The sequence below is a fragment of the Arthrobacter sp. JUb119 genome (genome assembly GCF_024807995.1).
GTDB lineage: Bacteria > Actinomycetota > Actinomycetes > Actinomycetales > Micrococcaceae > Glutamicibacter.
Map to the genome: position 1 here is coordinate 474,130 of NZ_JANUFE010000003.1, position 22,589 is coordinate 496,718.

21 protein-coding genes are annotated in these 22,589 nt (G+C 61.1%); 14 read left to right on the top strand and 7 right to left on the bottom strand.

The features are described 5' to 3' along the window. Positions 1-353: 353 nt before the first annotated feature. From M2368_RS11170 to M2368_RS11190, 5 genes are all read left to right on the top strand, one after another. A complete protein-coding gene (locus tag M2368_RS11170) occupies positions 354-755 on the top strand; it encodes a MerR family transcriptional regulator (protein WP_400341501.1) in 402 nt (133 codons plus the stop codon). 380 nt (positions 756-1,135) lie between these two features. Then, positions 1,136-2,470 (top strand): NtaA/DmoA family FMN-dependent monooxygenase, encoded by a 1,335-nt coding sequence (locus M2368_RS11175; protein WP_498724490.1) that lies wholly within the window; start codon positions 1,136-1,138, stop codon positions 2,468-2,470. Further along, positions 2,467-2,976, top strand: a complete 510-nt coding sequence (locus M2368_RS11180) for a flavin reductase family protein (RefSeq protein ID WP_498724491.1) — start codon at positions 2,467-2,469, stop codon at positions 2,974-2,976. The genes M2368_RS11175 and M2368_RS11180 overlap by 4 nt, the downstream gene beginning before the upstream one ends. Before the next feature lie 96 nt (positions 2,977-3,072). Then, positions 3,073-3,816 (top strand): NADPH-dependent F420 reductase, encoded by a 744-nt coding sequence (locus M2368_RS11185; protein ID WP_498724492.1) that lies wholly within the window; start codon positions 3,073-3,075, stop codon positions 3,814-3,816. Between the two features lie 46 nt (positions 3,817-3,862). Further along, entirely contained in the window at positions 3,863-5,086 is a 1,224-nt protein-coding gene (locus M2368_RS11190) for an MFS transporter (protein ID WP_498724493.1), read from the top strand. 693 nt (positions 5,087-5,779) lie between these two features. Here M2368_RS11190 and M2368_RS11195 read toward each other — a convergent pair. Continuing rightward, on the bottom strand, positions 5,780-6,508 hold the full coding sequence (locus M2368_RS11195) for a GntR family transcriptional regulator (RefSeq protein WP_498724494.1): 729 nt from the start codon (positions 6,506-6,508) through the stop codon (positions 5,780-5,782). 129 nt (positions 6,509-6,637) lie between these two features. Between M2368_RS11195 and M2368_RS11200 the strand changes: the two genes are divergently transcribed. From M2368_RS11200 to M2368_RS11215, 4 genes are all read left to right on the top strand, one after another. Further along, on the top strand, positions 6,638-7,825 hold the full coding sequence (locus M2368_RS11200; protein WP_402735013.1) for a mandelate racemase/muconate lactonizing enzyme family protein: 1,188 nt from the start codon (positions 6,638-6,640) through the stop codon (positions 7,823-7,825). A 357-nt stretch (positions 7,826-8,182) separates the two neighbouring features. Continuing rightward, positions 8,183-9,763: an SLC13 family permease gene (locus M2368_RS11205; RefSeq protein WP_498724495.1), complete on the top strand. Its 1,581-nt coding sequence runs from the start codon at positions 8,183-8,185 to the stop codon at positions 9,761-9,763. A gap of 176 nt (positions 9,764-9,939) precedes the next feature. Continuing rightward, positions 9,940-10,878: a phosphoglycerate dehydrogenase gene (locus M2368_RS11210; RefSeq protein WP_426736143.1), complete on the top strand. Its 939-nt coding sequence runs from the start codon at positions 9,940-9,942 to the stop codon at positions 10,876-10,878. A 14-nt stretch (positions 10,879-10,892) separates the two neighbouring features. Further along, positions 10,893-12,002: a tartrate dehydrogenase gene (locus M2368_RS11215; protein ID WP_426736142.1), complete on the top strand. Its 1,110-nt coding sequence runs from the start codon at positions 10,893-10,895 to the stop codon at positions 12,000-12,002. A gap of 530 nt (positions 12,003-12,532) precedes the next feature. Here M2368_RS11215 and M2368_RS11220 read toward each other — a convergent pair. Continuing rightward, positions 12,533-13,252 (bottom strand): ankyrin repeat domain-containing protein, encoded by a 720-nt coding sequence (locus M2368_RS11220; RefSeq protein WP_498724496.1) that lies wholly within the window; start codon positions 13,250-13,252, stop codon positions 12,533-12,535. 210 nt (positions 13,253-13,462) lie between these two features. Between M2368_RS11220 and M2368_RS11225 the strand changes: the two genes are divergently transcribed. The 3 genes from M2368_RS11225 to M2368_RS11235 all read left to right on the top strand — a co-directional run bounded on the left by M2368_RS11225 (position 13,463) and on the right by M2368_RS11235 (position 15,929). Continuing rightward, complete coding sequence (locus M2368_RS11225) at positions 13,463-14,605, top strand: sensor histidine kinase (protein WP_498724497.1); 1,143 nt, start codon at positions 13,463-13,465, stop codon at positions 14,603-14,605. Then, on the top strand, positions 14,602-15,228 hold the full coding sequence (locus tag M2368_RS11230; RefSeq protein ID WP_400341522.1) for a response regulator: 627 nt from the start codon (positions 14,602-14,604) through the stop codon (positions 15,226-15,228). Before M2368_RS11225 ends, M2368_RS11230 begins: the two co-directional genes overlap by 4 nt. 152 nt (positions 15,229-15,380) lie before the next feature. After that, the gene (locus M2368_RS11235; protein WP_498724498.1) at positions 15,381-15,929 is read left to right on the top strand and encodes a DUF4822 domain-containing protein; all 549 of its coding nucleotides are present in this window, start codon (positions 15,381-15,383) and stop codon (positions 15,927-15,929) included. A 201-nt stretch (positions 15,930-16,130) separates the two neighbouring features. Here M2368_RS11235 and M2368_RS11240 read toward each other — a convergent pair whose 3' ends face one another. From M2368_RS11240 to M2368_RS11250, 3 genes are all read right to left on the bottom strand, one after another. Further along, positions 16,131-16,601, bottom strand: a complete 471-nt coding sequence (locus M2368_RS11240; RefSeq protein ID WP_498724499.1) for a GNAT family N-acetyltransferase — start codon at positions 16,599-16,601, stop codon at positions 16,131-16,133. 70 nt (positions 16,602-16,671) lie between these two features. Further along, a complete protein-coding gene (locus tag M2368_RS11245; RefSeq protein ID WP_498724500.1) occupies positions 16,672-18,036 on the bottom strand; it encodes an MFS transporter in 1,365 nt (454 codons plus the stop codon). Between the two features lie 184 nt (positions 18,037-18,220). Next, positions 18,221-19,306 (bottom strand): carboxylate-amine ligase, encoded by a 1,086-nt coding sequence (locus tag M2368_RS11250; protein ID WP_498724501.1) that lies wholly within the window; start codon positions 19,304-19,306, stop codon positions 18,221-18,223. A gap of 420 nt (positions 19,307-19,726) precedes the next feature. On the opposite strand from M2368_RS11250, the gene M2368_RS11255 reads away from it, so the two are divergent. Continuing rightward, positions 19,727-20,521: a YsnF/AvaK domain-containing protein gene (locus tag M2368_RS11255; RefSeq protein ID WP_498724502.1), complete on the top strand. Its 795-nt coding sequence runs from the start codon at positions 19,727-19,729 to the stop codon at positions 20,519-20,521. 241 nt (positions 20,522-20,762) lie between these two features. Continuing rightward, the gene (locus M2368_RS11260) at positions 20,763-21,230 is read left to right on the top strand and encodes a DUF4383 domain-containing protein (protein WP_434689522.1); all 468 of its coding nucleotides are present in this window, start codon (positions 20,763-20,765) and stop codon (positions 21,228-21,230) included. A 152-nt stretch (positions 21,231-21,382) separates the two neighbouring features. On the opposite strand, the gene M2368_RS11265 is transcribed toward M2368_RS11260, so the two are convergent. Both M2368_RS11265 and M2368_RS11270 read right to left on the bottom strand, forming a co-directional pair. Continuing rightward, entirely contained in the window at positions 21,383-21,691 is a 309-nt protein-coding gene (locus M2368_RS11265) for a DUF4193 family protein (RefSeq protein WP_105662132.1), read from the bottom strand. A 159-nt stretch (positions 21,692-21,850) separates the two neighbouring features. Further along, positions 21,851-22,405, bottom strand: coding sequence for a type 1 glutamine amidotransferase domain-containing protein (locus tag M2368_RS11270; RefSeq protein ID WP_498724503.1), 555 nt, complete (start codon positions 22,403-22,405; stop codon positions 21,851-21,853). Positions 22,406-22,589: the final 184 nt, after the last annotated feature.

The window sequence follows — 22,589 nt, forward strand, 5'->3', positions numbered from 1 at the left end:
AGGTCCGTTGCCGGCAGGCTTCGCCCGCAGGAATGCACGCTCGGGTTTGTTTCCAGCCAGCGAGGCGGCAATCGCAAGCTCCAACCAAGCGGCTTCAACTCTCGCAACACATAGCAGCAGGACTCCCCTCCGGTTGCAGGCAACACACGGTAACTGCACACGACTGCTGGATCGCATAGCGGCCTCCAGTCTGCACAATGCACCTAGCCGGGGAAGCCAGCCCGAGACAAACCGGCCCGCGCCGATCTTGATGAAATTTCTTTCCTTCCAGCCGATAGCCAACACCAAACTCAACCTTTACACTGGTGTGATACTTAGATCAGGCTTCCGCCGCCACTAACAAAGGATGCTTCTTGCGCATTGGAGAACTGGAACAGAAATCCGGGGTGCCAGCCCGAATGCTGCGCTACTACGAGGAGCAAGGCTTGGTGACACCACGCCGCCTGAGCAACGGCTACCGGGAATATGACGAATACCTGGTGGACCGGGTTGGGAAGATCCGCGGACTCCTCGACGCTGGCATCCCGACGCGGATCATCAGCCTCATCCTGCCTTGCCTGAACCAGCCGCAAACGGTCGTCGTCGACGATCCGGATCCGGGACTTCTGGTGGTCCTGCAGCGCGAACGGGACCGGATGACCGAAAAGATCGATGTCCTGTCCCAGAACCGGGAGGCGATCACCCGCTATATCCAGGCGCTGGAGGCCGCATCCAGCGCCCAGGAAGGCGCCACCTCGGACCGAAAAGCGTCGTAGCAGGGCTCCCGATTTGACCTTGACATTGGTGAGAGGGTTGCACAATGGGTAGGTGATTTCCTCCTACCCACCTTCGACCGCCGGCGGTAGCCGTTTTCGAGCAGCCTCTGCACGGGCTTCCGTCGCGCCCGCGCAGTCATGGGGCGCGCTTCCGCACCCGAACGAGTCGACTCTCCGGTCCCATATAACTGATGACGCCGATAGCGACGGCGTCCGCCGCGTTGCGCCCCGACTTTCCCCAGGAGAACCCTCTTCGTGGGCAAGACCACGACTCACTACTGCATCCGGCCGCAGAACCTGTCGTTCGCGGTCGCAGCAACCCCGGTATTTACACCCATTAACTGCCCAAGGCCCGCATGAGGGCCAGAAATGGAACACCCATGTCAACTTCCCAAATGATTCTCGGTATGCAGCTGGGCAACGGGTTCGGAACCCATGGCGCGGCCTGGCGTGGCACCGGCGTGGACCCGGCCAACTACGCCGATTTCGACGCACACGTGCGCTACGCCCAGGCGGCCGAACGCGGCAAGTTCGCGTTCCTGTTCCTGCCCGACTTCCTGGCCTATAAGGCGGATGGGATGCAGGAGGCGCCAATGCTGACCCTTGAACCGGTGCTGACCCTGGCCGCCATCGCCCGCGCGACCGAGCGCATCGGCCTGGTGGCCACCGGATCCACGACCTTCAACGAGCCCTACAACCTCGCCCGCCAGTTCAAGGCCCTGGACGTGATGAGCCACGGCCGCGCCGGATGGAACGCCGTGACCACCAGCGACCCTGCCTCTGCCGCGAACTTCGGGCAGGAAATAGCACCCCGGCCGCAACGCTACCAGCGGGCGCACGAGAGCATCCAGATCACCCAGGCGCTCTGGGGCAGCTGGCAGCAGGATGCCTGGATCAAGGACAAAGCGAACGCCCAGTTCATCGATCCAGCGAAGATCAATGCCGTCAACCTGCAAGGTGAATATGTCGCCTCCCGCGGGCCGCTGCCCATCCCGCCCTCGGAGCAGGGGCAACCGGTGATCTTCTCGGCCGGCGGAGGTGCAAACGGCCTGGAGATTGCCGGCCGGTACGCCAGCGCCGTCATCGGCGCCGTGTTCACCATCGAGGAAGCGCGCGCCCAGCGTGAAGCCGTCCGGGAGGCGGCGCGCAAGGCCGGACGCAACCCCGACGAGGTGAAGTTCATCGCCGGAGTCATGCCGGCCATCGGCGCCACCAAACGAGCCGCCGTGGATCGCCGAGTTGCCTTGGGCGATCGAGCCGCCGTGGCTCTGGTTCCTTATCTGGGCTCCATGCTGGGGCTGGCTCTCGATGAGAGCCAGCTCGACGAGCCGCTGCGGAGCGCCCAATTGGAGCGTGCCCAGCCCAGCCCCTTCGACCCACGTGCCCCACGTGCTCTCGGGGTGGCACGTGAAGGGTGGACACTGCGTGAGGTTTTGGCCCACGGAGTTATCGATTACCACCCCACTCCTGTTGGTCCAGCGTCGGTCACTGCGGATCACATGCAGCAGTGGTTCGAGGCGGGCGCCTGCGACGGCTTCTGGGTATCCATAGATGTCTACGAGGACGGAATCGATACCTTCGTCGACGAGGTTATCCCGCTGCTCCAGCAGCGCGGCCTGTACCACGAGGACTACGAAGGCAGTACGCTGCGCGAGCACCTCGGCGCCCCGGCCCAGTACGGCCTGGATACCCGACTGGCGAACCCTGCGCAATGAGTGCCACCGAGGGCAACCACATCCACGAAATTGACCAGGATATATTCCGCAGTACCGTCGGCAGCTTTGCCTCTGGCATCACGGTCATCACCGGCCACGATAGCCACGGGCCCGTCGGGTTCACCTGCCAATCGTTCTACAGCGTCTCCATCGATCCGCCGCTGGTGTCCTTCAGCGTGATGAAAACCTCCGCCAGCTATCCGCGGATCCGCGACACCGGAAGCTTCGCGGTCAACGTGCTCTCGAGCGGGCAGGGGGCAGTCGCCAATCAGTTCGCTCGAAAAGGCGGAGACAAATGGGATGGCATCCAATGGAGCACCGCGGTACGGGGAAGCCCGATCCTCGATGGCACCCTGGCGTGGCTGGACTGCACCATCTTCGCCGAGCACGATGCCGGGGACCACTGCATTGTGCTCGGGCGTGTGACAGAGGTGGGAACCTCACCTAGCGGCCACACTGAACCGTTGCTGTACTTCCAAGGCAAATTCCACGAACTTCGCTGGTAGCACCACGTTTTGGTCACATTCGCAGACTCGGGACTTGACCTTCACATCAATGGCAAGGTTGAGAATTGAGAAGCACAGATCCCGCAAAGGAGAATTATGGAAATCGGAATCATCGGCGCCGGCTCGATCGGCTCGACCATCGCCCGGCGGCTCAGCCGCCACGGACACAGCGTCACCATCGCGAATTCCCGCGGCCCGCAGACCATCCCCGCCGCGGCCTTGAGCGCCGGTGCGCGAGCGGTCAACGCCGACGAAGTTGCCAACGGCGTTGATGTCCTGATCCTTTCGGTTCCGATGAACCGCAACAAGGACATCGCCGCCTACGTCCGGCGCGCCCCCGGATCCGCGGTGGTCATCGACACCTCCAACTCCTACCCGTTCCGTGACGGCATAATCCCCGCCTTTGAAGCCGGGCAACCTGAGAGCGTCTGGTCTTCCCGGTTGTTCGGCCGCCCCGTTGCCAAAGCCTGGAATGCCATCACCTCCCAGTCCTTCAATACGAAAGCCACCGAGGCGGGCCATACGGACCGGGCGGCCATTCCGGTGGCGGCCGACCGTGAGGACCACCGGAGCCTCGCGATGTCCCTGGTCGAAGAAACCGGCTTCGATGCCGTCGATGCCGGGGTCCTCGCCGAGTCCTGGCGCCAGCAACCCGGCGCACCGGTCTACTGCACGGATCGTACGCGCGAGGCGATGCCCGCCTTCCTGGCAGCCGCGGACAAGGAGCGCGTGCCGCAGCGCCCGGATCTGGCCATGGAGGCCATCGGCGGCTACATCGCCGCCGGAGGCACCCCGGATGGCAAGTTCCTCGTCGCGATCAACCGCGCCTGCTACAGCTGACGCGGCAGACGCCACACTTCACCCTACAAACCAGGAAGAATAACGAGTGACTCCTCACGAATCGACAGCAATACAGGAAGTCGGCGGCCGATCATCCTCCGGCAATCCAGCCCCGGCGCAGAGCGCATCATGGGCGGCGGTAGCCTCGCTGGGCGTGGGCGTCTTCGCCCTCGTGACGGCCGAATTCCTGCCGACAAGCCTGCTCTCCCGGGTTGCCGCGGATCTGTCGGTGACAGAGGGCCTGGCCGGCCAGTCCGTCGCCATCACCGCCATCGTCGCAGCGGTTTCCGGCCTGCTCATTCCCGTCCTGATCCCGCAAATGGACCGTCGGCGCCTGATGATCATCCTCTCGGCCCTTGCAGTGGCTTCCAACCTGCTGGTGGCGTTCGCCCCGGCTTACCCGGTCCTGCTCGCGGCCCGCGTCCTGCTGGGCATCGCGATTGGCGGCTTCTGGTCGCTGGCGATCTCGATCACCGCGAGGCTGGTTCCGCCCGCGAAGCTCGGACTGGGCTTGACGGTCGTGAACCTCGGCGTCTCGCTGGCCACCGTTGCCGCCGTCCCGCTGGGCACGCTGCTCGGCGAGGTGTGGGGCTGGCGCGCGGTATTCGTGCTGGCCGCCGGCGTGAGCATCCTCGCGGTCATCATCCAGGCAGTCACCCTACCATCGGTCCTGGCCGGCCCTTCGGGAGGCTTCCGAGCACTGGGGCAGACCCTGCGTTCCCGGCTGATTGCCATCTGCCTGTTCACCCTGGCCCTGATGGGTGCCGGGCACTTCGCTGGCTTCACCTACATCCGCCCTGCAGCCACCGGGTTGGGCGGACTGGATCCGGAGCAACTCGCGGCCCTGCTGCTGGTGTACGGTCTGGGAATCGTGGGCGGCAACGTGGTCGCCGGGCCGCTGGCTGACCGCATGCTGCGCGGCGCTTCGCTGATCTTCCCGCTGCTGCTCGGTCTAGCAATGATCGGCTTCGCCCAGCTCGGCAGCAGCACCGGTCTGCTCTTCGTCGCCGCCGCACTCTGGGGAGCCGGTTTCGGCGCTCTGCCTACCATCTTCTCGGCCTGGCTAGCACGAGCCGAACCGGACCGCCTCGAGAGCATCGGTGGGCTCCAAACAGGGGTGTTCCAGGTGGCGGTCGCCCTCGGTGCATTCCTGGGCGGGCTCCTGGTTGATGGTGCGGGCGTGCAAACCGCTCTGGTTTTTGGCGGTCTCACCGCCGTGCTCGGCGCCGTGATCCTGGTGCTGGTCAAACCCCGGCCACTGGCAGGTTGATCCCAGAATCATAAACGCGGAATGCGGTAGGAGTGCTGGGTTACCCTCCTGCCGCATTCTGCGCAGCCCTCCGATATTCCGGCCCATCGGCGCACAATCGTGCCAGTTCAAGAAGTTATTGTCCAGCGCGGGGTCGTCGGTGGGCCTGCCTAGGCCGGCCACTAATTCGCACCGTTCACCTCGGGCGTTCAATCAGGTGCATCACCAACGGATGGCTCTTAGTGGAGCATCCCCCGCGCCAAATAACGCAAACAGCTCCACTGCGGCGGGTAGCGGAGGCCCAAAGGCCGTGCGCTCGAGAATTGCAGCCAGTCGGTCGCACGACTTGCATCCGCGGCGCCCGGTGGGATTCTCGACAGCACTTAAACCAGATCCATTCACGAGTAGCCGAATCCACTTCGCGGTTGGCCCGAGGGCACGCGATACCGCAAGCCATGCCTGCTGCCTTCACTACAGTGGAGAATTCCAACACCTTGAAGCACCAGCTGGCATCGGATGCCTGCCGCAAGCAATGATGCGGCAAACTACGCCTACGTCAGCGTTTTTCTATCTCACTTTATTGGGCATTGCCATCCGCGGTCAGCCGACGCAGCTGCCGCGCAGGCACAAGCGCAAGCACTCATTACCCCTCCGACGATTATTGCCAGCGCAGATCACGACTTACGCGACTCACAGGTGAGCCAGCAATTTCGATCAGATATTTCCAACATTTGACGGACCCCACAGTGACTGCGGGACCTCGCCGGAAATGCGGTATTCGCGATCTTCCAATGCGCCGGTCACGGCAGCGGTCAGGCTATTGACGATGTGGGCATGAGACAGTTCAGCAGCACTCATAGCGTCGCCGGCAATCACCAGATCGAGAATCTCGTAGTGCTGGTTTAGATCGAGTGTTCTTGGCTCATTTCCGGCCGGCAGCTCCAGTCCCACGCGGCGATACCTGTCAGTCTTATCCCATAGGTCATCGAGCAGCCGGATCATGACGTCATTATGCGACGCGACATAAATTGCACGATGAAACGCCCGGTGCGCAGCGACCGCTTCCTCACCCCAGGTACGCGTTACGGGCAGGAGCTCGGCTGCAGTTCTCTTCATTTCCTCAATATCACGGTCAGTACGACGCAGCGCCGCGAGTTGTGTCGCTACCGGCTCCATTGAAAGGCGAACTTCAAGCAGCTGACGAGCCTCAGAACCACTCATAGGCGACACGCGAACATCGCGGTGCGTATCCATCTCCACCCAGTCCTCACTGGCCAGCTGCCTGATCGCTTCGCGCAATGGGGTGATACTCATGCCCATCTCTTCAGCGAGGTCGTACTGCGATAGACGCGAGCTTGGCTTCAATTCGCCTGAGACAATCCGGCGGCGCAATTCGCTGTATGCCATAGCACCCTTGCTGCTGAAGGTACTCGTTGCACTCATTTTTCCCTACTTGTTCTTATATGGACTCAGGGGTTGTGCCCCGCATCACTTTCAGTATAGTGTACCTAAATATCTTATAAGACTCTTATAAGAGCCTTATAAGCGGAACTCCCGAGAGAAGGAAACATCGTGAAAATTGTCTCTGCACACACCGGAACTATCCCTATCAGCTCGTCCATGCGCAACGCATACATCGACTTCAGCAAAATGGACTGCACGATTCTTGCACTCGTCAGCGACGTCATCGTTGACGGAAAACCGCTGGTTGGTTATGGATTCAATTCCAATGGACGCTATAACGCCACGGCGATCCTCGAAGAACGCATGATTCCACGACTGCTCAATGCCGCACCTGAGGATCTACTGGACGATGCAGATGAGCTGTCCCCCGAGAAGGCTTGGGACATCATGATGGGCAATGAAAAGCCCGGCGGCCACGGCGAGCGCTCGGTTGCGGTGGGCGTAGCGGATATGGCACTGCATGACTTGGCCGCGAAGATCGCCGGAGTGCCTCTATACCGGTGGATCTCCGATCATTACGGCGATGGCAACCCGGATGAAGACGTCTTTGTCTACGCCGCCGGCGGCTACTATGCCCCGGGCAAGACACTGGAAGACCTGCAGAACGAGATGCGCGGATTCCTGGACGCAGGCTACGACATCGTCAAGATGAAAATCGGTGGCACTGACCTCGCCGATGACATCAAGCGCATCGAAGCTGTCTTGGAAGTCCTCGATGGTGACGGAACCCGCCTGATGGTGGATGTCAACGGAAAATTCGATCTCGAAACCGCGCTGGAATACGGCAAGGCCATCGATAAGTACAATCTGTTCTGGTACGAAGAAGTCGGCGATCCGTTGGACTACTCGCTGAACGCCACGCTGTCCGAGAACTACAAGAACCCCATCGCCACCGGGGAGAATCTCTTCTCCCTCCAAGACGCCCGCAACTTGATCCGCCACGGCGGAATGCGCCCGGATCGCGACTACATCCAGGTGGACCCAGCGCTGAGCTACGGACTAACCGAATACCGACGGATCCAGGACATGCTGGCCCAGCACGGCTGGTCCTCACGCCGCTGCATTCCGCACGGCGGGCACCAGTTCTCCCTGCACATCGCCGCAGCCCTCAAGCTCGGCGGCAACGAATCCTACCCGGGCGAGTTCCAGCCCACCGGCGGCTTCACCGACGACGCAGTCATCGTCAACAGCCGAGTGGCACCCGGCGAACTGCCAGGTATCGGGCTCGAAGGCAAGGCAGAGTTCTACGAGCTCCTGCGTGCTTTGCACACTAAGCAGCCGGTTCTAGCTCACTAATCAACGGCGATTCCCGTTGCCATCCGGGTCTACGGGAATCGCCGCCCCCAGTTCTTCTCGAATTAAGTTTTTCCTGCACGCTCTAGTGCCCCTCTGAACGCAGCCTGGCCACTCCCGTTCTCGGTACGCGGCTCCGTTTCGTTTTCAGCTGCCCCATCAGCTCTCCCGCATTCCGGGAACCTTTACGCAAAGTTCGGCCTATTCGTCATACCCTTCTAACAACCAATCTTAGAAAGTGCCGCCATGGAAAATCCTGCTCTGCATTCCCTCTGGGGAAGCCTATGGAACTCGCACCGACAGACCAAAAGCCTGCTATCCCTTCCCAAATTCCGGCACCGCGCTGAATCCCAACTTGTCATGAGTAATCAGGCCGCGCAGCTCCTGCAGGGCGACGACGCCCCAGCAAAGAATACCGACCTGCTTCCTGGTGCCAACGCCAACCCCGAAGGCCCCGGCCCCGGTTATACGCCTTCACGCATTGTCGGCCTGATTCTCGGACCCCTGTTGTTCATCTTGGCAATGTTCTTCTTCTCCCCCGAAGGCCTTTCGCCGCAAGGCCAAGCGGTACTTGCCGTGACGCTTTGGGTCGCCACCTGGTGGATCACTGAGGCCATACCCATTCCAGTTACCTCCCTCTTGCCAGTGGTGCTCCTTCCCCTGACGGGTGGCCTGGACGGGGATCTGGTTGTCTCCGCATACGGCAATGACATTATCTTCTTGTTCATTGGCGGGTTCTCCTTGGCGATCGCAATGGAGAAGTGGAATTTGCACCAGCGCATCGCCCTGGCGATTGTCTCAGCAATCGGCACCAGCCCTAAACGCATTGTTCTCGGTTTCATGGTGGCAACAGCATTCTTGTCGATGTGGGTTTCCAATACAGCGGCAACAATGATGATGATCCCCGTGGGCTTGGCGGTCGCCTATCAGGCCGCGCGTTCCCTTCGTGGCGGTGAGCATGCTGCAGATTTGTCGAAATTCGAGAAATCCATAGTTTTCGGTATTGCCTACGCGGCTACTATCGGTGGCCTCGGCACCCTCATTGGCACACCACCACTGGCCATTTTCGCCGCAACTTCAGGCGAGCTTTTTGACCAATCAGTTTCCTTCGGCGGTTGGATGCTCTTCGGAATCCCTATCGTTATCCTGCTTCTGGCTTTCACCTGGTTCTACTTGACCCATGTGGCCTTCAAAGTGAAATTCAAGCATCTTCCAGGCGGTGCGGAACTCATTAAAAGCGAACGCAATGCACTGGGTGGCATGTCACGCGAAGAAAAGGCCGTCATGTCGATCTTCCTCGGCGCTGCCTTCTTGTGGGTCACCCGTTCATTCATTTGGGAAGACTTATTGCCGGGAATCAGCGACGGCATTATCGCCATCATGGCGACAGTGGTGCTATTCATGCTTCCCACACGGCAGGCCGAGCAACCGAAGATCTTGAACTGGGATGATTCGAGGAAGATCCCGTGGGGAATCCTCCTGCTGTTCGGCGGTGGCCTAGCCATTGCCGCAGGCTTTGTCGAAAGTGGCCTGTCGAGTTGGATCGGTGACCAGCTGCGCGTGCTCGACGGTGCCAATGTAGTGGTCATCATCATCTTGGCAACCGCTCTTGTCCTCTTCCTGACCGAAATCACCTCGAACGCCGCCACTGCAACGATGATCCTCCCCGTTATGGCAGCTTTCGCGCTGGCACTCGGAATTCACCCATATGCGTTGATGGTCCCTTGCGCTATGGCTGCCAACTGCGCGTTCATGCTTCCCGTTGGCACTCCACCAAATGCGATCTTGTACGCCACCGGAAAAGTGAAGATCACCGAAATGGTCAGAGTTGGAATGTGGCTCAACTTCATCGCGTTGGCCCTGATTGTCATCGCCGCTCTTTACCTACTTCCTGTGTTGTGGGGTATCGATCTGATGTCCGTTCCAGCTGACTTCCAGTAAGCCCATGGCGGTCCACGAGTATCAGATGATTCTCAGACCGCCACTGGGGCAGGGCTGCTGCCGTGAAACTATTGATTCCCGGCAGCCGCCCTGCCGGGGTCCCGAAGTTGTATTCCCAACGTTCAGACTTGCAATGAATATCAATTTTTACTTTCAAAGATGGAGAACCACTAATCATGGGCCGCGTGCTAATCACCACGGACTACCTTCGCCCCAACGACGACATCGACAATTTGCTCAAGCAGCACGGTCACGAAACAACTTTCGCCCCGTTTGAATCGAAGCGCGATACTACTCAGCAGATGTCCTTGCTCACCGGTTTTGACGCCGCAATTATTGCCAGTGAACCAATTACCCGAGACATGCTGGCTTCAGCACCCAGCCTCAAGGTATTGGCCCGCAGCGGCGTCGGCTACGACTCCATTGATGTCCAAGCCGCAAGCCACTATGGGGTACGAGTCTGCAACGCTCCAGGCAGCAATCATTATTCCGTCGCTGAAATGGCCATCGGCCTTCTCATCATGTCAGCACGACATTTGGCGAATGTCACCAGCGCAGTTCGGCTAGGGCAGTGGCCACGCAAAGCGGGCCACGAATTGCATGGAGCAACCTTGGGCATTATCGGGTACGGGCCGAGCGGGCAGGCCACAGCAAAGCTGGGACTCGCACTGGGCATGAAAGTCTTGGTAAGCACAGCACATCCGAGCAGCTCAGATAGGGAAATTAGCTTCACCGACCTCGATACAGTGTTCAAGTCCGCCGATTATCTATCCCTGCATTCTCGTGCAAGCGGTACTGGCCCGCTTGTCGATGAGGCGAAGTTTGAGCTGATGAAGGATTCGGCGATCATCATCAATACTGCACGTGGATCGCTGATCAATGAGTCCGCTCTGGCTGCCGCACTTAGCAATGGCACGATTGCAGGTGCCGCGCTCGACGTTCTCGACCACGAACCAATGACGGATTCCAGCCCCCTTCGGGGACTGGAAAATCTGATAATCACATCCCATCTGGCAGGGCAGACCGTAGAAGCCCGATTACGCGCCGGGATGATCGCCGCCCAGGCAGTCATCGACGTCTTAGCCAACCGCCAACCGGATCATCCTGTCAACTAGCAGTGTTCTGCCCCATGCAACAAGCAGATTGGAAAATCATGTCAAAAATTCATCGCGTCGCTGTCATTCCTGGCGACGGAATCGGAACCGAAGTGGTCCCGGAGGGCCTGCGTGTCCTGGATGCCGCTGCAGAAATCTTCGACTTCAATCTCGAATACGAGCACTACGATTTCGCATCAGCAAACTACTACAGCCAGCATGGCAAAATGCTGCCGGAAAACTGGTTCGAACAGCTCAATAGATTCGACACCATCTTCTTCGGAGCAGTTGGCTGGCCGGACGTCGTTCCCGACCATGTTTCGCTTTGGGGAAGCCTCCTGCAGTTCAGGCGACATTTCGACCAGTACGTGAGCCTGCGCCCAGTCAAGCTTCTGGAGGGTGTGCCTAGTCCGTTGGCTACTCCTAAGCCCGGGGACGTAGATTTCTATGTCGTGCGGGAGAACACCGAGGGCGAATACTCCAGTATCGGCGGAAAGCTCTTCGACGGAACCGACCGTGAAATCGTCATGCAGGAAACCGTCATGAGCCGCACGGGAGTAGACCGAATTCTCAAGTATGCATTCGAGCTGGCCCAAAGCCGTCCGAAGAAGCATCTGACCTCGGCGACGAAGAGCAACGGAATTTCTATCACCATGCCGTACTGGGACGAACGTGTTCAGGAGATGTCTTACGCATATCCCGACGTAAACGTCGATAAGTTCCACATTGATATTCTGGCTGCCAATTTCGTTATGCATCCCGAGTGGTTCGACGTCGTTGTCGCCAGTAATCTCTTTGGCGACATTCTCTCCGATTTGGGACCTGCCTGCACCGGAACCATCGGCATCGCACCCAGCGGGAACATCAATCCGGAACGCAAATATCCGAGCTTGTTTGAGCCCGTGCACGGCTCAGCACCCGATATTGCCGGCAAGGGGATTGCCAACCCTGTCGGACAAATCTGGTGCGCTGCCATGATGTTGGATCACCTAGGTGAAACCAAAGCCGCCACTGCTATTACCGATGCCATGGAGTCCGTGCTGTCCCAAGGGCAAGCAGTGCTTACACCGGATATGGGCGGCAAAGCGTCAACCGCAGAATTAGGGGCAGCCGTAGTCTCAGCTTTAGTCAGCTCCAAGCATTGAACCGCGGAACCCGGCTCACTCGTTGAATGATGACCGGGTCATGCTGATTTCTTCAATCCCCATGGCCCCGCTCAGTGCACTTCACTGTGGCTCTCGACGCGAACCAGCTACGCTTGGAAGCAAGCAGCGCACTATCGCAGTCGTGGATGCTTCGACCAGTTGGCCGTACGTTACTTCTGCCAAGGAATCCAAGCCGGCGCCGGCATCCAGATCGATGCGTGCGGTACCTTTTCCATTCTTGATCGCAATGCAGCGGCAATAGGCAGCCGCCACCGTAGCTGCGGCTTGGCAACCCGTGAGGGCCAGGACTGCGAGGCCGAGCAGGTTCATGGGAACCAGCGCGGGGTGGCGCAGGAGGCGGACCCTTTAGAACGGTGCGAGTGTCCTCGATTTCGAGATCACCAATACTCAAACACCGGAAAGTGACAACGAATTACGAGACTGCCGTACTCGTGAGGAAACTCAGGATGAACGACTAGTAGCCACCCCGCCAGGCAGCACGGCGATCGGCTCAATCTTGCACCGGGGAACTACTGATGCGCGGCGATGGCTTCGGCCAGCTCGTCGAATCCGAGCCGGCGCGCATTCTCCAGGGCGGTGCGCCCCTGCGGGTCGGTGATCCCCGGATCCGCCCCGGCGGCCAGCAGCAGCCTGGCGGCCTCTTGCTGGTTTGGCCCTCCATCGCCAAGCAAGACGGCTTCTTGCAGCGCGGTCCATCCCGGATTGTTCACATGGTCAAGCGGAACACCTGCCTCGATGAGCATCTTCACGGTCTCCACATGGCCGTGCTCGCTGGCCGGAATGAGCGCGGTCCCTCCATAGCGGTTGAGGCTTTCAACGTCCGCCCCGTCCTCCAGCGCTAGTTCCAGAACCTCGTTGAAACCCTCGGCCCCGGCATAGAGAAAGGTCGAATCCTCAAGATCATCCTTGGCATTGACGTCCCCACCGGCGGCAATCAGGTCCCGCACCAATTCCACGTCATTGCCCTTGGCCGCGCGGATCAGCCACTGATCCAATTCATCCTGCTCCACGGCGGTGAGGCTCGCTTCCGGTGCCGTGGTTTCTGGAGATGCGGATTCGGTACTGGACGGTGCCGGAGGACCCACGAGTTTAGCTTCAGGCGCTGCCATGGAACACCCCGCGAGAACAGCCAAACCCGCAAGAGACAGCGCCCCGATGCCCAAGGCCCTCCTTCCATGGCCAGTAGCTTTGATCTCCGTGGCAGTTGATGGGTTCTGGTTCTTGCTCATGAGCGCTCCTTGCTGGGGATCTCCCGTAGTCCGGAAAACGGGCTTCCTCCCATCATCCAGCACCACGGCTGCTGCGGGCATCGTCCGATAGGCGATGAAAACCATCCAGAAGGCGGAGCACAAAACCTGTCCCAGGTCCTACCATGGGGAAAGCATCTACATCACGACAAAGGTCTTGCCATTCCTACCGCTACTGCTCCCCCTAAATTCATGCTTGCGCCTCGAGCCAACATCGACACCCTGGTGCATGTCGGCTTTGCCGTGCTCATGTTCACCGCACTCATCCGCTACGTCCTGCGCCATGATCCGGTGGAAAATCTCTGGATTATGGTGCTCGCCGGCGTGGTCTGCGCGCTCTATCTGGTCACTGCATTCCTGGTGAACCGAGGAACGGGCCAGGGCCGGTGGGTCATCGTGCTGGTAGCGACTTCCTCCGTTCTGGTGCTCCTCGCACCGAGTTTCGCCTGGTGCTCCTTCGGACTCTTCTTCCTGTGCCGCAGGACGCTGCGCGGATTGGCCGGGTATCTGGCCGGCGGGCTGGCCATCCTGGCCGCGGCGTTCAGCTGGTACATGTTCAGCGATGACAGGGACATCGTGATGCTTCTCGGGCCCATCGCCATCGGCGCGATGCTGACCCTGATCTTCGACAGGATGGAACAGGACGCGGCAGAGCAGCGCCGGCTGAACGAAGAGATCTCCAGTGCGCAGCTGCAGCTAGCGGCCAGCGAGCGCCGCGCCGGCATCATCACCGAGCGTGAACGCGTTGCCCGGGAAATCCATGACACGGTGACCCAGGGCCTGGCCAGCAGCCTGCTGCTGCTGGAAGCCGCCAACCGGAACTGGCCAACAACCTCCTCGCAGGATGAGGTCCGCCAGGCCAGCGAATTGCTCCGGCACAATCTCATGGAAACCCGGCGGCTGGTCCATGACCTGGCCTCGCCGGCCACGGATACCGGTCCGCTGCCCGAGGTGCTCCGCGAAGCCGCGTCCGCCTACGTCCCGAATCTGCAGCTGCATCTCGTTGGCACGGAGCGCCCGGTATCCGCCGAGGTCCGCCATGCCCTGCTGCGCGTGGTGCAAAGCGCCGCTGCCAACGTGAAGCTGCATTCCGGGGCGGATCAGGCCACCGTCACCATCGGCTTCCTCCAGGACACCGTCACCTTGGACATCCATGACAACGGCCGGGGCTTCACCCCGGAGAAGCTCCAGGCCCCCTCCCAGTCCGGCGGCTACGGGTTGCGCGCCATGAGGCAGCGCGTGGAACAACTAGGCGGGGAATTCTCGGTGGAAAGCACCCCGGGTTCCGGGACCGTCATCGCCGCGCAGATCCCCAGCGAGGAGAACTTCTCATGACAACAATTTCGGTGCTCCTGGTCGATGACCATCTCGTGGTCCGCAGCGGCCTGAAGGCGCTGCTCGATACCCAGCCGGATATCGAGGTGATCGCTGAAGCCGACTCCGGCGAGGCCGCCCTCAAGCAGCTTGAAACCCTCGCCCCGGATGTCATTGTCATGGATTTGGCCATGGGCGCGGGCATGGACGGCATCGACGCGATCAAGGAAATCCGCCAGCGCAACGCCAAGCAGGCGGTGCTGGTGTTCACCACCTATGATTCAGATGCCGATATCGTGCGGGCCGTGGATGCCGGCGCCATGGGCTACCTGCTCAAGGATGCCGCTCCGGAGGAGATCTTCAGCGCCGTGCGCGGTGCCTCCAATGGAAAGAGCGTGATGAGCGCCCCGGTGGCCTCCAAGCTCTTCCGCAGGCTGCGCAACCCCGACGAGGCACTGACTCCCCGCGAGGCGGAATTGCTCAGCCTGCTGGTCGAGGGGCTTGGCAACAAGGAGCTGAGCCAGCGGCTGTTCATCTCGGAAGCTACGGTCAAGACCCACCTGGCCCATATCTATGCCAAGCTGGGCGTGGAAACACGCGTCGAGGCGATCACCACCGCCCTCCGCCGGGAGGGCATGCGCTAGGTACCGCAAGGCGCTGGAAGACTCATCCACCAGGCCGCCAGTCCCAGCTTGATGGCCGATGTCTTTGCTGGGTTGAAACGACAAGATTGATTTATTACCAAGCCCCACCGGGCCTTAGTGGACATCATCTTTTGTGAATCGAGGCAGAACCCATGAAGAAGCACATCAATACCTCCAAGCTGCTCATGTCGCTGGGCGGCGTATCCTTGGCCATCGGGCTGCTGGCCGGGTGCACCTCCGGTGCCGAGGCCGGGCAGGCCAACGCAGGCAGCACCGCCGAAGCCATGCAGGGCGCATCAGCAGCCACCGGCACCATGACCCCGTCCGAGATCCTGTCCTCCACCGCCTGGGAAACCACCCGTGCCACGGATGCCCAGGGCGAAGCAGTGGAGCTCTCCGACAAGGATGTCAGCAACTTCGTGGGCAACGCCTACTTCCGCGCCGATGGAACCTTCGACATGTACAACCTGGATGACTCTCCCAAGATGCAGGGCGATTGGACCGTCAGCGACGATGGCAAGACCCGCAGCATCGTCGCCAAGGATGACGCTGGCAAGGTGCTGTTCACCCGCGATTCTCAGATCGTCACGCTCACCGGCGAAGAATTCACCTACCGCGTCTTCCCAGATCCTGAAAAGACCGATGTCTACTTCGATATCATCCACACCCCGACCAGCCACCCCGAGCCAGCTGTCTCCTGACGATCATATTAAGCAATCCATCAGCCCACCACTGCTAGGAACCCTCCGGAAGTGGCGGGCTGATGGACAGTCGGCAAGCAAGTTAGATTCAGCCAGTCCTCGCCAGCGCTCCAGCCTTGCCCGGAAACGACCGAATTTGGTGTCCTTCATGGCCTTTGGCTCTGCGGGTACAAGGATTCTTGGCAGTGCCCTGCCCAAGAGTTAGTCCAGTTCAAGGATCCGGGTCATGTAGATGCTGTTGGGGTCCTCCAGATAGGAACCGAAGGGCTGGCATTGCTGGAAGCCGTGCTTTCGGTACAGCGAGCGTGCAGGTGCGAAGAACTCCATAGCTCCCGTTTCAAGGGATATGCGCGATAGCTTGCGCTGCGCGGCATCCTCCAGAGCATGGAGCAGCAACCGGGAAGCGACGCCTTGCCCGCGGAAGTCCGGGTCCGTCCGCATGCTCTTGAGCTCCTCGTGGCCCGGCTCCAATACCGCCAACGCGCAAGTGCCCACGATGCGCTGGTCCTTCTGCGCTGTCCAGAGCCGGACGGTTGGCTGGCGTAGCGCAGCCAAGTCCAAGGCATGCTGGGACTCCAGCGGCGACTGCGGCGCCATGTCAGCAAGGTGGGCTTCGAGGAAGGCTCTCAGGGAGGGATCCTCGAAGTCTGCGGGTTCAATGGACAACGTCATGAGCGACAAGATATCAGCAGTTTGTATCGCAGATGTTACGGGCAGCTAGTTGCCCTATCGCCATCAGACCTCATAAATGCTCGGGACCTGCTTCTTCTGTGTGGCCTCCCGATTCTCCGGTTGCGCCCTCCTGCGGATACAAATCAGCTCCGGTGCGATCCTTCAAGGTCAGGGTTGCGATCAGCGAAGCGCCCACCCAGATGAACAGGTAAGTCGAGACCGCCACGGTGGTATTGAACTGGCCCACCAGCGCCGCGGCAATGGTCGGGGCGAACGCGCCACCGATCACCGAGCCCAGGGCGTAGCTGATCGAGGAACCGCTCAGGCGGATGCGGGCCGGGAACAGCTCGGCATACAGCGCCGGCAACGGACCGTAGGAGAAGCCCATGAAAGCGCCGAAGACCACCAGGGACACGGTGACCCAGGCCAGGTTCCGGGTTTCGATAAGCAGGAACAACGGGAAGAGCCAGGCCAGCAGCAGCACCCAGCCGATGATGAACATCTTCTTGCGGCCAATACGGTCCGAGACCACTCCGCCGATCCAGGTGGAGATCAGCCAGGCCAGCGAGCCGATGGTGATGATATTCAGGATGTCGCCAGCCTGCAGTTCCAGCTTGTTCGTTGCATAGCCCAGGATGAAGCCGCCGGTGAGCATGTACCCGGCAGTGTTGTTGCCCATGAATACCAGGGTCGCCTGGATGACCTTCTTGGGGTGCTTGCTGAACAGCGTGGACAGCGGCGCCGACTCGGTCTGCTTGGTCCGGGCCATTTCCTCGAAGACCGGGGATTCCTCCACGCGCTGGCGGATGTAGTAGCCGATGAGGATCAGCACGAAGCTGAGCAGGAACGGGATGCGCCAGCCCCAGGCCATGAACTGCTCCGGGGAGAGAACGGCGGCGATAATGGCGCTGACCGCGGAGGCCAGCAGCATGCCGGCCGGGACGCCGAGCTGCGGGAAGGCGCCGAATTTGCCGCGGGCATGATCCGGCGCGTGCTCCACTGCCATCAATGCCGCACCGCCCCACTCGCCGCCGGCGGAGAAGCCCTGGACGATGCGCAGGAAGATCAGGAGAATCGGAGCCCAGATGCCGATGCTCGCATAGGTGGGTAGCAAGCCCACCAATGTGGTGCCGACGCCCATCAGGACCAGGGTAATGATCAGCACCGCTCGGCGGCCGTACTTGTCGCCCACCCGGCCCATCACGATCGCGCCCAACGGGCGGAAGAGGAAGCTGATGCCGACGGTGGCGAAAGCGATGATGGAGCCCAGCGACGCTTCGGCGGGAGTGAAGAATTGCGGGGCCAGGACCAGGGCCGCCGCATTGGCGTAGATGAAGTAGTCGTACCACTCCACGGTGGTGCCCACCATGGTCGCTCCCGCGACGCGTTTCTGCTCCTTGGTCATGCGCCCGGGTACTGCAGCTGGAGTGCTCATGATTCCCCCTCGTTGTTGCGAGCATGCAGGAATCACTTTCCTCCGCCCGAGCACCCCCGTGCTGGCCGTTCATGCAGGATCGACTCCCTGCCTTGATAGTAGGCCTCTGCCGAACCCGCTACAAGCGGTATTTCTCCTTGCGCGCCGCTCCCCTGGTTGTTCGCGTTGCTCCTGCGAAAACCTGTCAGGCTTGCGCGAACAGCTTGGCGGCATCAGCCACGACCTGCTTCGCTCCGCCCTGGTTCCAGCTCTCGAGTTGGCGCGTGGCGCCATTGCCGAGATTCGCGAGCGAGTCCAGGTAATCGGCCACGAACTGTTCATCGCCATTGCGCTGCAATTGACGGCCCGCGTAATCGAGCACCCGCTGGATCATGGCCTTGGCAGGCACGGGGGTCCTGGATTCGCTATCGAAATAGGTGCCTTCCACCCCCGACTTCGCCGCTTGCCACAGGCCCAGGTCGAGAACCTCGGACGCTGCCGTGCTGGCGGGGTTCTGTGTTGCCGAGGCAGTATCCACGATGGCCCGGATGAGCAAAGCCAGGGCCACGGATTCGCCGGCTGCCATCTGCGTGTCCGCCGCCCGCACTTCAATGGTCGGATGGTTCACCGATAAGCGGGCAAACCAGCCGATATGTCCCGGATCAAGCAACGCCCCGGAGGTGATCATGTCCTCAATGCGCTGCTGGTATTCCTGCGCCGTCGCAAACGCCGGCGGGATGCCTGCCGCAGACCATCTGCGGTAGTGCACCGTCCGCCACGACGCGAAGCCGGTCGGCTCCCCGTTCCAGATGGGAGAGTTCGCGCCCATTCCCGCAATCAGCGGCAACCAGCCGCGCAAGGCATTCAGCGCCCGGACTCCGGCGGCGGCATCCGGGACATGCACATGGATGTGCAGTCCGTTGATGAAATGCTCGCGGGCGATCCCCGGGACGAACTCGTGGATGGTTGCGTAGCGCTGGCCCTTGGTGAACTCCGTAGAGCTCGGAAGCCCCAGCGCCGTTCCCGACGCAAAGGGAAGCACCTGGTGTTCGCGGCAGATCCGGTCAATGGCGGCGCGCCGCCGCACCAGCGCTTCCACGGCTTCTTGCGCAGAGGTGCAGATCCCGGTGACGATTTCCAGCTGGCTGGCCAGAAGTTCGCGGTGGACCGTGGTGCCCTGCAGATCGAGGCCAAGCAGCTGGGCGCTGAGTTCGTCGGACATCGGCACCGGGGCGGCAGTTTCCGGATCCACGAGGAAGAATTCCTCTTCGATCCCAAAGGTCCTGGTCATGGATGCTGGTTCGCCTTCCCTGTACAGCAATACGAACTGAACATTAGACGGCAGCTGGCCCCGACGGCCGTTCCCGGCAGGAAACCCAGCGATTTTCCAGCTTCGCCGCAGGTGCGGACGCGGCTGTTCTCAGGCGCCCGTTCACCCGCCTCGCCCTACGCCCGATAGCTGCCCCGGGCACCTGCTGACCGCTTTTCACAGCTGCTACTGAGCTTGCGGCCATGCAAGCACAAGCCCGAGTGCAAGGGCTTGCAAAGTGTGCCACGCTCTAATCACCGTGGCTTGTCAATGCACTGCAAGAAGCCAAGCTGCGGGCCGTCACGCCCACTTGGAGGCGCAGCTTCAGCCGGCCGGCCACTGGCCAGCCGGACTGGAATTACTGGATTGATCCGAAGTCGAACGCAGCAGGAGGACAGACCCATGATCAGCACAGAACAACTTCAGGAACTCAGCGCAATTGGCGGCACCGTCATTGGCCCCGACGGCCAGAAGATCGGCAAATTCGGCCAGATTTTTCTTGACGACCGCAGCGGGCGGCCGGAATGGGCGACCGTCCGCACGGGCCTCTTCGGCCTCTCCGAGAGCTTCGTTCCGCTCAGCCAGGCAACCGTCGCCGGCGATACGCTCTCGGTGCCCTATGGCAAGCAGACCGTCAAGGACGCCCCGAACATCGATCCGGAGGGCCAGCTCACCCCAGAGCAGGAACAGGAGCTCTACCACTACTACAGCCTGTCCTACCAGGAAGCGGACCAGGCCGCCGTGCAGCCCGGCGTCCCGGAGACCGATGCCCGCGCCGAGTATTCGCGGGAAGACGAACGTGATCCGGTGGCCGGCACTTCCCAGGCCTCTGCCATCCGTTCCGAGGAGCGGCTGCATGTGGGAACCGAAAGCGTGGAAACCGGCAAGGTGCGCCTGCGCAAGCACGTGGTCACCGAGGGTGTGGCCACCACGGTGCCGGTGAGCCATGAGGAAGTTCGGCTTGAGCGCGAGCCCATCACGGATTCCGAAGCCGCTGGCACCAGCGGAGAACTGGCTGAAGACGAGCAGGAGGTGACCTTGCACGAGGAGCGCCCCGTCGTAGAGAAGACTGTTGAGCCAGTTGAGCGGGTCAGCCTGGAAAAGGAAACAGTCATCGAGGAAGAACGCCTCGAAGCGCAGTTGCGCAAGGAACAGGTGCAGGCTGAGGGCTGGGAAGGCGGCCGGCAAACCCGCTAGCGCCGGCGCGCTGGCTTAGCGCAGGAGCTGAACCTGCACGCAGCGGTGATCGGGGCGGAATCCGGCGGGTGCCGGGTTCCGCCCCGATCCACGCACCTCCGTTGCTGGACGTTCCCTAGGTACTGGAAGATTCCCGTGCCATCCAGCCGGCAATCCCCTAGCGTGGCTAGCATGACGGCGGCCGGCATACCGGGCCAACGTTTCCTTCCGATCGCAACAGCCAGAATGAAGGAGCAAGATCATGGAACATCCAAAAGATCCTGTCATAGCAACACGTCCGATGGTGCAAAAGGCCGCCCTGGCGGTCGGCATCGTGTTCTTCCTGGTCGGTGTCCTCGGATTCATTCCGGGAATCACCACCAACTACGAATCGCTCTCTGGTGCCGGCCACCACTCTGAAGCCAAGTTGCTGGGCATCTTCCAGGTCTCGTACCTGCACAATGCCGTGCATCTGCTCTTCGGTGTTGCCGGCTACCTGATGGCGCGAACCGTGCCTGCTGCCCGCAGCTACCTCATTGGCGGCGGAATCATCTACCTGGCCCTATGGGTCTACGGGCTGGTCATTGATTTCGACAGCGCCGCCAACTTCATCCCGCTGAACGATGCCGATAACTGGCTGCATCTGGGGCTCGGTGCGCTCATGATCATCTTGGGATTGCTCCTCTCCCGCAAGGCGACCGGACAGCATCGGGACCCGCACGCGGCTTGACCAGATGCTGAATTGCTGAGGCGGGCACCCCGGCATGCCGGGGTGTCCGCTTTTCCATGCAGTCCATGGCAAAGCCCTCAGCGTCATCGCCATGCCCAACGTCTTGGAACGCCAAGATCGCCGGACGCCGGGATTCTGGGAATCCCAGGAATCTAGGCGAGTTCGCTGGCGCAGTCGCGGCAGATGACGCCTAGGCCAGTCTTCTGCACGGCTTGGCTGCGATGGCGGATAGTGAAGCAACTGGCGCAGAGGAACTCATCCGCTGCTTGCGGGAGGACTTCAACGCTCAGCTCTTCCTCGACGATGGCGCCAGGGAGCTCCACGCCATCGGAAAGGTCGGTTTCTTCAAGCTCGGCCACAACGCTCTTCGCGTCGGGGGCATCGGCTTGTTGCACGTCCTTGAGCGTCTTCTCGGACGCCGCGGCGAAATCCGGACGAACCTCGTCATAATCTGCAGCCATGTTCCTGCCTCCACAGGTGGGAAAATACGCGACAACCACAGCGTGGTGGCGTGCGCTTCGATCGCCAAAGCCCTGGAAGGCGGGCTCCGGTCCAGCGCAGCGAAGCCGCCGTCCGGAAGGCTGGCTTAGACGGCGGCTTGGCCGGCTGGCGGCCAATTGCTAGGAGCCGAGCTCCGCGGCAATGGCGCTGTTGAACGCATCAAGGTCGCCTGGATTGCGCGAGGTAATCAGCACGAAGCCGTTTGCCGGGCAGCGGAAAACCTGTTCGTCCTTCCAAGTGCCGCCGGCATTGACGACATCGGTCTTGATCGAGGTGTACGAGGTCAAGGTCTTGCCCTTGGCCAATCCGGTTTCCACCAGCAGCCATGGCCCATGGCAGATGGAAGCGATCGGCCGGCCCGAACCGGCAAAGGACTTGGCAATGCGCTGGGCATCGGCATCCAAGCGGAGATTGTCGGCATTCAGCGTCCCGCCGGGGATCAGCAGCAGGTCGAAATCCTGTTCGTTCACTGCCGCCAGCGCTTCACCGGCTTCGAAGACCTCCCCCAGATCCCAATCGCCGACCAGCGACTTGACCTGGCCGGCCTCCGGGGCCGCGATCACCACTTCCGCACCGGCTTGGCGCAAGTGCTCCACTGGCTTCTTCAGCTCATCCTGCTCGACTCCGCGGTTGGAAACTGCCGCAAGAACTTTCTTGCCTGCTAGGTCTGGCATATTCATGCTCCTTTCATCGTCCACAGCCCACTGTGCTCTGGGCAGCTACCGCAGGCAAGCCGCAGTCAGGAAGCATCCAGCTGCCGGCTTCGGATCGGGCTTTCGCCGCGCTGCCATGGGCCTTGAACGCGCACAGCAGGCCTTGCCGCGGTGGAGGCGGCAAGGCCTGCTGTGCTGTAAAGGA